General features: G+C 69.0%; 13 protein-coding genes. 9 read left to right on the top strand and 4 right to left on the bottom strand.

Features of this window, described 5'->3' with window-relative positions:
• Positions 1–2: 2 nt before the first annotated feature.
• From Q5Z10_RS12340 to Q5Z10_RS12310, 7 genes are all read left to right on the top strand, one after another.
• A complete protein-coding gene (locus tag Q5Z10_RS12340) occupies positions 3–902 on the top strand; it encodes a peptidylprolyl isomerase (protein ID WP_303635724.1) in 900 nt (299 codons plus the stop codon).
• A 23-nt stretch (positions 903–925) separates the two neighbouring features.
• Positions 926–2,266: an MFS transporter gene (locus tag Q5Z10_RS12335; RefSeq protein ID WP_303635723.1), complete on the top strand. Its 1,341-nt coding sequence runs from the start codon at positions 926–928 to the stop codon at positions 2,264–2,266.
• 82 nt (positions 2,267–2,348) lie between these two features.
• Entirely contained in the window at positions 2,349–3,563 is a 1,215-nt protein-coding gene (locus Q5Z10_RS12330; RefSeq protein ID WP_303635722.1) for an oxygen-independent coproporphyrinogen III oxidase, read from the top strand.
• A gap of 11 nt (positions 3,564–3,574) precedes the next feature.
• Positions 3,575–4,351, top strand: a complete 777-nt coding sequence (locus tag Q5Z10_RS12325; protein WP_303635721.1) for a helix-turn-helix domain-containing protein — start codon at positions 3,575–3,577, stop codon at positions 4,349–4,351.
• Positions 4,352–4,368: 17 nt separating this feature from the next.
• Positions 4,369–5,112 (top strand): molybdate ABC transporter substrate-binding protein, encoded by a 744-nt coding sequence (modA, locus tag Q5Z10_RS12320; protein ID WP_303635720.1) that lies wholly within the window; start codon positions 4,369–4,371, stop codon positions 5,110–5,112.
• Between the two features lie 3 nt (positions 5,113–5,115).
• On the top strand, positions 5,116–5,799 hold the full coding sequence (gene modB / locus Q5Z10_RS12315) for a molybdate ABC transporter permease subunit (RefSeq protein WP_303635719.1): 684 nt from the start codon (positions 5,116–5,118) through the stop codon (positions 5,797–5,799).
• Complete coding sequence (locus Q5Z10_RS12310; protein WP_303635718.1) at positions 5,789–6,454, top strand: sulfate/molybdate ABC transporter ATP-binding protein; 666 nt, start codon at positions 5,789–5,791, stop codon at positions 6,452–6,454. The genes modB and Q5Z10_RS12310 overlap by 11 nt, the downstream gene beginning before the upstream one ends.
• 114 nt (positions 6,455–6,568) lie before the next feature.
• Here the strand turns inward: Q5Z10_RS12310 and Q5Z10_RS12305 are convergent, their stop codons facing one another.
• The 4 genes from Q5Z10_RS12305 to Q5Z10_RS12290 all read right to left on the bottom strand — a co-directional run bounded on the left by Q5Z10_RS12305 (position 6,569) and on the right by Q5Z10_RS12290 (position 9,777).
• Positions 6,569–8,098, bottom strand: a complete 1,530-nt coding sequence (locus tag Q5Z10_RS12305; protein WP_303635717.1) for a diflavin oxidoreductase — start codon at positions 8,096–8,098, stop codon at positions 6,569–6,571.
• The gene (locus Q5Z10_RS12300) at positions 8,095–8,523 is read right to left on the bottom strand and encodes a PAS domain-containing protein (protein WP_005409905.1); all 429 of its coding nucleotides are present in this window, start codon (positions 8,521–8,523) and stop codon (positions 8,095–8,097) included. Before Q5Z10_RS12300 ends, Q5Z10_RS12305 begins: the two co-directional genes overlap by 4 nt.
• A gap of 208 nt (positions 8,524–8,731) precedes the next feature.
• On the bottom strand, positions 8,732–9,046 hold the full coding sequence (locus Q5Z10_RS12295) for an AzlD family protein (RefSeq protein WP_303635716.1): 315 nt from the start codon (positions 9,044–9,046) through the stop codon (positions 8,732–8,734).
• The gene (locus tag Q5Z10_RS12290) at positions 9,043–9,777 is read right to left on the bottom strand and encodes an AzlC family ABC transporter permease (protein WP_303635715.1); all 735 of its coding nucleotides are present in this window, start codon (positions 9,775–9,777) and stop codon (positions 9,043–9,045) included. Before Q5Z10_RS12290 ends, Q5Z10_RS12295 begins: the two co-directional genes overlap by 4 nt.
• A 124-nt stretch (positions 9,778–9,901) precedes the next feature.
• Between Q5Z10_RS12290 and Q5Z10_RS12285 the strand changes: the two genes are divergently transcribed.
• Together Q5Z10_RS12285 and Q5Z10_RS12280 are read left to right on the top strand one after the other, a co-directional pair.
• Positions 9,902–10,366 carry an Lrp/AsnC family transcriptional regulator gene (locus Q5Z10_RS12285; RefSeq protein ID WP_303635714.1) on the top strand — a complete coding sequence of 155 codons (465 nt, stop codon included), beginning with the start codon at positions 9,902–9,904 and terminating at the stop codon, positions 10,364–10,366.
• 193 nt (positions 10,367–10,559) lie between these two features.
• Positions 10,560–11,240: a TonB C-terminal domain-containing protein gene (locus tag Q5Z10_RS12280; RefSeq protein WP_345783964.1), complete on the top strand. Its 681-nt coding sequence runs from the start codon at positions 10,560–10,562 to the stop codon at positions 11,238–11,240.
• Positions 11,241–11,243: the final 3 nt, after the last annotated feature.

The following is an 11,243-nucleotide window of genomic DNA, read 5'->3' as shown; positions in this document are numbered from 1 at the left end:
CCATGGGCAGCCTGCCGAAGTTCCTGCCGATCACCGTGATCGACTCCGCCCAGCCGGTGCCGGCCGAGGCCCACCAGCACCACCACGACGGGGCGGAGCAGGGGCCGCGTTCGCTCGGGCAGCCGGCCCCGTGCCGGCTGTTCGTGGAGGACACCGCGATCAGCGAAGCCGACATCGCGCGTGAAATGCAGCACCACCGGGCGATGCGTCCGGAACAGTCGCGCGCCGAGGCGGCGCGTGCACTGGTGGTGCGCGAGCTGCTGCGCCTGGAGGCCCAGCGGTTGGGCCTGCTGGTCCCGGCCGGGGGCCGGGTCAGCGACGAGGAAGTGCTGATCCAGCAGCTGCTGGAGGACGCCATCGAGGACCGCGTGCCGACCGACGAGGACTGCCTGCGCTACTTCGAACAGAACCCCGAGCGCTTCCGCGCCCCGGACCGCGTGCGCCTGCGCCACATCCTGCTGGCGGCGCCGGCCGATGACGTGGCCGGGCGCCTGCAGGCCCGCACGGAAGGCGAACGCCTGGCCAACGAACTGAAGCAGGCGCCACACCTGTTTGCCGATTTCGCGCTGCGCCACTCGCGCTGCCCGTCCAGCGCCGAGGGCGGCGACCTGGGTTGGCTGCAGCGCGGGCAGACCACGCCGGAGTTCGACCGCCAGGTGTTCCGCCTGCGCGAGGGCCTGGCCGGTTTCCCGGTGGAATCGCGCTGGGGCTACCACGTGGTCTGCGTCGATGCCCGCGAGCAGGGCCAGCCGCTGTCGTTCGAGGCGGTGCATGCGCAGATCCGCGATTACCTGGAACTGCAGGTACGCCAGCGCGAAGTGCAGGCCTACCTGCTGCAGCTGCAGGAACGCTATCCGGTCCGCGGGCTGGATGAGATCGAAGCCGAAGCCGGGATCGGCTGACCTGACCTGACCAAGGAGAACCCATGAACCAGGCCCTCGCCCCCGCCAGTGCCGGGCAGCAGCAGCGTGCGCTGTGGCTGAGCACCTTTGCCTTCACCGTGTGCTTTGCGGTGTGGATGATCTTCTCCATCATCGGTATCCAGATCAGCGAGCAGCTGGGCCTGAGCGATACCCAGTTCGGCCTGCTGATCGCCACCCCGGTGCTGACCGGTTCGGTGAGCCGGGTGTTCCTCGGCATCTGGTCGGACCAGTTCGGTGGCCGCAAGGTGATGGCGCTGGTGATGCTGTGTGGCGCGGTGGCCACCTGGATGCTGACCCATGCGCACACCTACCCGCAGTTCCTGTTTGCCGCGCTGTGCGTGGGTATTGCCGGTGGCAATTTCTCGGTAGGCGTGGCCTATGTGTCCAAGTTCTTCCCGGCCAGCAGGCAGGGCACCGCGCTGGGCATCTTCGGGGCCGGCAACATCGGCGCGGCGGTGACCAAGCTGCTGGCGCCGATGGTGATGGTGGCCGCCGGCTGGATGATGGTGGCCAAGGTGTGGGCGGTGGCGCTGGCGGTCACCGCGGTGCTGTTCTATCTGTTCAGCAAGGAAGACCCCTCGCTGGAGCAGCGCCGCCGCGAGGGCGTCAAGCCGGTGCCCTTCGCCGAACAGATGGCGCCGCTGAAGAACCTGCAGGTGTGGCGGTTCTCGCTGTACTACTTCTTCGTGTTCGGTGGCTTCGTGGCACTGGCGCTGTGGCTGCCGCACTACCTGGTGGGCGCCTACGGCATGGACGTGGGCACGGCCGGCATGCTGGCGGCGTGCTACTCGATTCCGGCCAGCCTGTTCCGCGTGGTCGGCGGCTGGATGTCGGACCGCATGGGCGCGCGCCGGGTGATGTACTGGACCTTCGGTGTGTCGGCCGTCTGCACCTTCCTGCTGGCCTACCCGGATACCGAGTACGTGGTGAAGGGCATCCACGGCCCGATCCACTTCCACCTGGCCATCGGCGTGGTGATGTTCACCGTGCTGGTGTTCGTGCTGGGCTTCTTCATGTCGCTGGGCAAGGCGGCGGTCTACAAGCACATTCCGGTGTACTACCCGCAGCACGTGGGCGCGGTGGGCGGGGTGGTCGGCATGATCGGCGGGCTGGGCGGCTTCATCCTGCCGATCGTGTTCGGTGCGCTGAACGATGCACTGGGCATCTGGAGCAGCTGCTTCATGCTGCTGTTCGGGGTGGTGTCGGCCGCACTGGTGTGGATGCATTTTGCGATCCGCCGCATGGAGCGCCGCCATTTCCCGCAGATCGACCGCGAGACCGACCTGCCCGAAGCGATCGACGCAGCGGCAGCCGATCGCGCGCGCGGCCGGTCCCCGCGGTGACCGGAGCGGTGGTGCTGCTGCACCGTGCCGGGCTTGATTTCAATCAGGGCCACGCGAAGAGGAACGCCCGAAGATGTCTGCCATGAGCTTCCACGTCGACGAGAGTGAGGACACTGCGCTGCAGGCGGCATTGCTGCGGCAATCCCGGCATGTGCTGTTCCCGGCGGCCGACCAGTTCAGCAGCGGGTTTGGCGAAAGCGGCTGGCGCGCCGCCGTGCGCGCCAGCAACGAGCACCTGATCCCGCGCGGCCTGACCCTGGGCTTCCAGGCCGGCCGCGGTGGCCGCGATGTGCCGGCGCCGGGCTATCTGGACACATTGCTGCAGGCCCTGCAGCTGCAGGCCGATGCCCTGGCCGAGGACCGCGAAGTGGTGGCGATGGTGCTGCAGCTGGGATTGGCCGAGACGTTGCCGCCGACCCAGCTGGGCCAGCTGCTGGATGCCGTGCCGCAGTACCTGCGCACGGTGGCGCGGCCGCAGGTGGAAGTGCGCGTGGATGCCGGCAGCACGCTGTCTCCGGCGCAGCTGCGCGCGGTGGGCTGCACCCGCCTGAACGTGATCGACCGGCCCGATGCCCCGGGGCCGAGCCTGCTGGCACAGGCGCGGCAGGTGGGTTTCACCGCACGCTACTATCAACTGCGGGTGCCCGCGCGCGAGGACACTGGCTTCATCGAACGCCTGCATGAGGTGCTGGCCGAGGCCCCTGAGCGCATCCTGCTGCCGGCGCCGTGCGCGCTGCCGCAGCAGCCCTCGGCGGCCCACTGGCTGCAGGCGTGGCGCCTGCTGCGCGCGGCGGGCTACGAACCGATCGGTGGCGATCACTACCAGCGCGGCGACCTGCCGAACCCGCATGGGCCAGGTGACGGCCAGCGCCATTGCGACCTGGCCGGCGTGCCACGGCGTGACCGCAGCGACTTCATCGGCCTCGGCCTGGCCGCCTGCAGCCAGATCGGCGAAGTGTTCTACCGGCTGGAGGACGAACCGGGTGCGTGGCGTGCGCGCCTGCAGTCGGGGCACATGGGGGTGGCCGCGGGCCTGATCCTGTCCGAGCACGAGCGCCTGGCAGCCGAGGTTGCGCAGAGCATCGCCTGCGACCACGCGCTGGACGCCGCTGCGTTCGAATGGCGCAATGACGTGCCGTTCGAACAGTGCTTCGCCGAGTCGCTGCCTGCGCTGTCGCCGCTGCTTGCGCGCGGCTGGGTCGGCTGGGACGGGCGCGTGCTGCGCCTGGCCGAAGAAGGGCGGCTGCTGTGGCGTATGATGGCCGCATGCTTCCGGCCGGCGGCCGCCATCGCTTGAGTGCTGTCCCGATGTCTTCCCATCCGCCATCCCAGGGCCGTCTTGGCCGGGCCACACCCAATCCTGCCGCGGCCGATGACGGCGACGCGCTGCATTTCTGCAGCACCTGCGCGTTCTCCGATGCCTGCATGTCGCAGGGCTATGACAAGACCGCGCTGGGCGACCTGCATGTGCTGGTTGACCACGTCGGTCCGTTCCATGCCGGCGAGTACATCTTCCGTGCCGGCGAATCCTTCGATTCGATCGCCGCGGTGCGGGCCGGCATGGTCAAGACCTTCGTCGACGACAGCCAGGGCAACGAGCAGGTGCTGGGCTTCAGCCTGCCGGGCGAGGTGATCGGGCTCAATGCGATCCACGGTTCGCGCTTTCCCTGCAATGCGGTGGCGCTGGATACCGTGCACCTGTGCCGGATCTCGTTCCCCAAGCTGAGCCTGCTGGCCACGCGCATGCCGGGGCTGCAGGCCAAGCTGTTCAGCCTGCTCAGTGCCGAGATCGGCAAGGTCGCCACGCTGGCGGCCAACCACCGTACCGAAGAACGCATGGCCGCGTTCCTGCTGGACATGTCCGAGCGTTACGCGCGGCGCGGTTTTTCCGCCACGCGCTTCAACCTGACCATGGCCCGTACCGAGATCGCCAATTACCTGCGGATGGCGCCGGAAACCGCCAGCCGGGTGCTGCGCCGGCTCAGCGATGACGGCGTGATCGCGGTGAAGCAGCGCGAGATACTGCTGCTGCAGCCCGAGCGCCTGGCGGCGCTGGCGGTGGCCGACGAATCCGATCCGAACTGAACGTCCAGGAGCCAACGATGAAGCGAGCGGGACTGGTGTTGCTGGGAGTGCTGGCCACGGGACCGGCCTGGGCGGCCGGGCTGACGGTGTCGGCGGCATCGAGCCTGACCGAGAGCTTCCGCGAACTGGGCGCGGCCTACGAGAAGGCGCACCCGGGGACCCAGGTCGATTTCAACTTCGCCGCGTCCGGCGTGCTGCTGCAGCAGATCAGCCGTGGTGCGCCGGTGGATGTGTTCGCCTCCGCCGATGAAGCCACGATGGACCAGGCCGAGCAGCAGGATCTGCTGGCGGCTGGCAGCCGCGCGGTGTTCGCAGTGAACGCGCTGTGGGTGGTGGTGCCGCCGCAGGCCACCGCCGCGCCGCGCAGCTTGAAGGACCTGGCCGGTGCCGGCGTGCAGCGCATCGCGCTGGGCAACCCGGACAGTGTGCCGGTGGGCCGCTATGCCAAGGGAGCACTGCAGGCAGCGGGCCTGTGGCCATCGCTGCAGGCCAGGATCATCAGTACCCAGAACGTGCGCCAGTCCCTGGACTATGTGGCACGCGGCGAGGTGGATGCCGGCTTCGTCTATGCCACCGATGCGCAGGCGATGCCCGACCGCGTGCGGCGCGCCTTCGCGGTGCCGGTGTCCGGACGGATCGCCTATCCGCTGGCGGTGACACGGGCCAGTGCACAGCCGGCCGAAGCCCGGCGCTTCACCGCCTTCGTGCGTTCGGCGCAGGGCCAGGCGATCCTGGCCAGGCACGGGTTCGGCAAGCCCTGACGGATGGATCTGGACTGGAGCGCGTTGGGGTTGTCGCTGAAGGTGGCCGGATGGGCGACCGCGATCAACCTGGTGCTGGGCGTGGCGCTGGGTGCACTGCTGGCGCGCCGGCGCTTTCCAGGGCGCGAGCTGCTTGACTCGCTGCTGACCCTGCCGATGGTGCTGCCGCCGACGGTACTGGGGTACTACCTGCTGGTGCTGATCGGCCGCAATGGTCCGATCGGCGCATGGCTGCAGGCGTGGTTCGGCATCAACCTGGTGTTCACCTGGCAGGCTGCGGTCATCGCAGCGGCGGTGGCCTCGCTGCCCCTGGTGTTCAAGCCGGCCCGCGCCGCGTTCGAGGACGTGGACGGGCAGCTGGAACAGGCGGCCCGCACGCTGGGGGTCTCCGAGGCTGCCGTGTTCTTCCGCATCACGCTGCCGCTGGCCTGGCGCGGCATCCTGGCCGGCCTGCTGCTGGCCTTTGCGCGCGCGATGGGCGAGTTCGGCGCAACGCTGATGGTGGCCGGCAGCATTCCCGGCCGTACCCAGACCTTGTCCATCGCCATCTATGAAGCGGTGCAGGCGGGGCAGGATGGCAAGGCCAACGCGCTGGTGATCCTGACCTCGGTGGTGTGCATCGTGATCCTGCTGCTGGCCGCGCGACTGGTGGGCGGGCGTCGCCGGGAGCTGCGCGATGTGGCTTGACCTGCGGGTGCAACGCCGCCTGCAGGCGGCTGGCCAGACCTTCGTGCTGGATGTGGCGTTGCAGTGCACGCAGCGGCAGGTGGTGCTGTTCGGGCCATCGGGTGCGGGCAAGAGCCTGACCTTGAAGGCCGTGGCCGGCCTGCTGCAACCCGCTCAGGGCCATGTGCGGCTGCAGGGGCAGACCCTGTTCGATGCAGCGACCGCGGTGGACCTGCCACCGCAGCGCCGACGGCTGGGCTATGTGTTCCAGGATTACGCGCTGTTCCCGCACCTGAGCGTGCGCCAGAACGTGGCGTTCGGGTTGCAGCGGGGCTGGTTGAACCCACGCCAGGGGGCGCGCATCGAGGCGGTGGAACAGTGGCTGCAGGCGTTCCGCATCGACCACGTCGGTGATCTGCTGCCTGCGCAGGTATCCGGTGGCCAGCGCCAGCGCACCGCGCTGGCACGGGCGCTGGTGACCCGGCCGCAGGCGCTGCTGCTGGACGAGCCGTTCGCCGCGCTCGACCACGATCTTCGCCAGCACCTGCGCCAGGAGCTGGAGAGCGTGCTGGACAGGACCGGCATTCCCCTGCTGCTGATCAGCCACGATCCGCAGGACGTGGCAGTGTTCGGCCAGCAGGTGGCGCATGTAGTGGACGGGCGCATCGTCGGCTAGCGCCGGGCGATGCCCGGCGGCATTCATCCGGGCCGGGTAGCGCCGGGCCATGCCCGGCGGAATCCATCCGGGCCAGGCAGCGCCGGGCCATGCCCGGCGGAATCCATCCGGATGTCAGTACAGCTCGCAGTGGCTGCGGCCTTCCGCGCGCAGCGCGTCCCATTGGCCCTCGCCGGCGATGGCCTCGATGGCCTCGCGCACCGCGCTTTCCAGATGGCGCTTGTTGCCGCACAGGTACAGATGCCCGCCACGCACCAGCACATCGCGCACCGTGTCGGCCCGCTGCTGCAGCACATGCTGCACGTAGACCTTGTCCGCGCCATCGCGCGAGAAGGCGGTGTGCAGGCCGGCCAGCGTGCCACGCGCGTGCCAGTCCTGCAGCTGCTGCTGATACAGGAAGTCATGCGCGCGGTGCTTTTCGCCGAACACCAGGTGTACCGGCCGGGCACTGGCCGTGGCCTGCAGTTCCTGCACCAGGCCGATCAACGGCGCGATGCCGGTGCCGGTGCCGACCAGCAGCAGGGGCGCATCGCCGCTGTCGGGCAGGTGGAAGCCAGGATTGGAGCGGCAGTACACGCGGGCGTGCTCACCGCCATGCAGCAGGCTGCCGGTGGCGGTACCGAAGCGCTCACGGCCGCGCAGGGTGTAGCGCACTTCGCGCACGCACAGGCTCAACTGGTCGTCGCACGGGTGCGAGGCGATCGAGTAGGCGCGCGGCAGGCGCGGAGACAGCAGCTCGCGCAGGCGCGCCAGCGGTACGCTGTCCGGAGTGGCGTGGTCCTGCAGCACGTCCAGCAGGTCGAGGCCGTGCAGGTAGGCCTCCAGCTCGCGCTTCTGGCTGACCTTGAGCAGGCCCTTCAGGGTTTCACTGCCGCCCAGCCGGGCCAGTTCGCGCAGCACGCCCTTGCTCAGCAGGCGCAGTTCGCGGTCGTGCAGTGCTGCGACGGCGCCGTTGTCGCCGTACCAGGCGGCCAGCGCCTGCAGCAGGACCGGATCGTTCTCCGGCACCACATGCAGGGTGTCGCCGGCACGATGGATCATGCCGCTGCCGGCGATGTCCAGCTGCAGATGCCAGGCGGCCGGGTCGCTGCTGCTGAGTCGGCGTCGGTCGAGAATGCGGGCATTGAACGCATTGTCTTCGCCATAGGCAGTGACCTGCAGGCGCAGGTCCTGCCCGGCGCTGGCGTCGCCTTCCAGCACCTGGCCCAGCACCGGCTGCCATTGCTGGAAAAAGCGTTCGTAGCCGAGATCCGCGTCAACGCGGTGCAGCAGCGGCTGCGCCTGGCGCTCGCTCAGCGCAGCATCCAGCGCCTTGGTGAAGCCACAGAAGCTGGGGTAGCCGGTGTCCCCGAGGCCGAACACCGCATAGCGCAGGCCGTTCAGCGTCGGGGTCTGGCGCAGTGATTCGAAGAACTGCTCGCCGTTGGCCGGCGGTTCGCCATCACCGAACGAGCTGGAAATCGCCAGCAGCACATCGCCGTGGCCGAGACTGGCCACGTCGATGTCGTTTAACGGGAGCACCTGCGGCGCGTGCGGCTGCAGGTCCGCGCCCAGGCGCTGGGCCAGGGCGCGGGCGTTGCCCGACTCGGACGCGAAACCCACCAGCAGGCGGCTGAAGGGCGTACTGGTCGGGAGGGCGTTCACGCGGCCTCGTAGAAGTCGTCGAACTTTTCCTTGCTGAACTCGACCAGGTCGTAGTTCTGCATCAGGTCGTTCACCACGCGGCGGATGCTGATGTACGAGGTGATGTTGCCGTCGGCGTCGAACAGCGGCTGCACGGTGGTGTCGACCACGTAGAGCACGCCACCCTTGCCGAGGTTGGGCACGATGCCGGTCCAGGTCTTGCCGGCCTTGATGGTGTCCCACATGTCCTTGTAGACCGCCTTGGGCACATCCGGGTGGCGCACGATGCTGTGCGGCTGGCCGATCAGCTCCTCGCGCGCGAACCCGGTGAGCGTGCAGAACAGGTCATTGGCGTAGGTGATGTTGCCCTGCAGGTCGGTGGTGGAGATCACCATGACGTTCTGCATGGCGTTCAGCAGCTGGGCGTTGTCGGGGGTGTAGCTCATCGCAGGTCCTTTGGATGCCGGTGACGCCGGCGTATTGGGTTCCTGCATAGAGATACGCCCGCGCGGTGGCGGGCGGTTTGACATTGATCAAGACGAGGGCGGGACCGGCTGCGACCGGGTGTCGCAGGGGGTGCTCCGCCGGGCATGGCCCGGCGCTACCAAGGGTGCGATGCAAGGGAAGCGCCGGGCCATGCCCGGCGAAGAGGCGTCAGCCCATCAGGTAACGCAACACTCCGGCCGACACCACGCCGATCAGCACCGTCGGCAGCATCGACAGGCGGGTGGCGGCCAGCAGCGTGATGGCCAGCGCGGCCAGGTCGGCGGGCGTGTCGGCGACGAAATCCGGTGCGATCACCGAGATCAGCACGCAGCCCGGTGCGGCCTCCATCACCGTCACCGCGCGCCTGCTCAGCGTGCGGTTGCGCAGGGCGAGGAAGCCGACGATGCGGGTCAGGTAGGTGGCGGCGGCCATCAGCACGATGGCCAGCACCGAGGTCCAGTGGATGAGTCCGTTGAAGATCATGCTGCGTCCTCCGCCAGCAGCCAGGCCGCGGCCAGACCGGCCAGTGCGCCGCTGGCCACATACCAGGCGCCGGGAACCAGCAGATGGGTGGCTGCCGCGACCACCAGGCTGACCAGCCACGGGCGTGCCGCCTTCATGCCCTGCCACATGCCGCGCAGCAGCACCAGGAACACCGCCGGGAACGCCATGTCGAAACCATAGGCGTGGATGTCGCCCAGCAGGGGGCCGACCATCGCGCCGAGCGCGGTGCAGGTCACCCAGACCGAATACAGCCCGGCCGACACGCCCAGGTAGTAGGACAGACTGAAGCCGAGTGTTCGCCGGCGCGCATCGGCCACCCCCATTGCCCAGCTTTCATCGCACATGAAGAACAGCGCCGGCAGCACGCGCCGGCGTGGCAGGTGCTGCAGCAGCGGCGCGAGGGCGGCGCCCATCAGCAGGTGGCGGCTGTTGACCAGCGCGGTGATCGCCACGATCAGCGCAATGTGCGGCGGCGAGGTCCACAGCTCGACAGCGGCGAATTCGGAGCCCCCGGCGAAGTTGAGGCCGGTCATCAGCGGTACTTCCAGTGCGCTCAGGCCCTTCTGCGCGGCCTGGGCGCCGAGCACCAGGGCGAAGGGAACGAAGCCGATCATCACCGGCACGGCGGCGCGCAGGCCGCGCACGAATTCGGCGCGCGGGGCGGTATCGCAGGCGGCGTCGGGCAGGGGGAGGGTGGTACGGGCGTCCATCGGGCGGCAACGAAGTGGGGTGGCCCATGCTAGCGGTGCGACCGCGAAATCGGGTTGCGTTGATGCCAGTGGATTGCAGAAGATTGGCATTCCATGCGCCAATTCCCGAGAAAGGTGAAATTCAATGCACTATCAGCTCGACAACCTGGATCGGCGCATTCTCGACGCCCTGCAACGCGACGGCCGCCTGCAGAACCTGGAGCTGTCGCGCCAGGTCGGGCTCTCGCCGTCGGCCTGCCTGCGGCGGGTGCGGCTGCTGGAGGACGGCGGTTACATCGATCGCTATGTGGCCCTGTTGAACGAGGCCAAGGTGGGCCGGGGTTTCACCGTGTTCGTGCGGGTGTGGCTGCGCGGGCAGGACGAGGACACCACCAACCACTTCATCAACAGCATCAAGTCATTCCCGGAAGTGCTTGAATGTCATCTGATGGCAGGCGACTGCGATTTCCTGCTGCGGGTAGCCGTGGCCGATCTGGACGCCTATCGCCAGTTCCAGATGCAGCACCTGAACCGGATTGCCGGGGTGCAGAACACCAAGACCGAGATTCCGATGCAGCGGATCAAGCAGACCACCCAGCTGCCGCTTTGAGGCGGGCGGGTTGCCCCGGCACCTGCACCGGCGCTGGCCGCGCGGGCGTCTGGCTCGACGTCTGCGGTGGGCGTCGGTCATCGCAATGACATCTGGCCCCGGTACGGTTTGAGCCCGCTTGCTGGACGTGCGTGGGCCGGGCTTCCGGTCGTGCCGCGCGTCGGCTGCAGCTGCTGTCGCTGCCGAGGGTCATGTGTTCTACGTCAGGGGGCTGAATGGACACCGTGCGGTCGGAACATGGAGGGTGGCCCTGGCTGCCTGGTTGCTGGTCGCCTTCGTCGCCGCCGCGCAGGACGAGGCCCGGCCCTATGCCATTCCCGCGCAGCCGCTGGAACAGGCGGTCGAGCGCTTCAGCGTCATCAGCGGGTGGTCGGTGATGTACCCCGGCGACCTCGGCACCGGCCGCAGCAGCCATCCGCTGCAGGCCACACTTCCGCCCCTGCACGCCCTGCAGGTGCTGCTGCAGGACACCGGCATCGAGGCCGAGGTGACCGGTGCGCAGCGGGTGGTCCTGCGCCGCAGTGTGCAGGCCGCCGCCGATGCTGCGGCCGTCGACACGCTTGCCGTCAGCGAGCGCCGCCGGCGCTATGCCGGCATGCAGCAGCGCCTGCGTGCCGCGTTCTGTGACGATCCGCTGCTGGCCCCGGGCCGCTATGCCGCCACGCTGCGCTTCGGCATCCGCGCTGACGGCCAGGTGCAGGCGCCCGAACTGGTCGCCGGCAGCGGCAACCCGCGCCGGGATGCGCGCCTGCTGCAGGCGATGCAGGCGCTGGCGCTCGACGCCGACAGTGCCGCGCTGCCGCAGCCGGTGACCCTGCAGATCCGTCCTTCCGCTGGCGGCCACGATTGTGGCGCCCGCACGCCCCATCCATGACTT

Source organism: Stenotrophomonas sp. 704A1, from assembly GCF_030549525.1.
Taxonomy (GTDB): Bacteria; Pseudomonadota; Gammaproteobacteria; order Xanthomonadales; family Xanthomonadaceae; genus Stenotrophomonas; species Stenotrophomonas tuberculopleuritidis.
The sequence above is the reverse complement of the archived record's forward strand: the minus strand, read 5'-3'. Positions and strand labels throughout refer to the sequence as shown.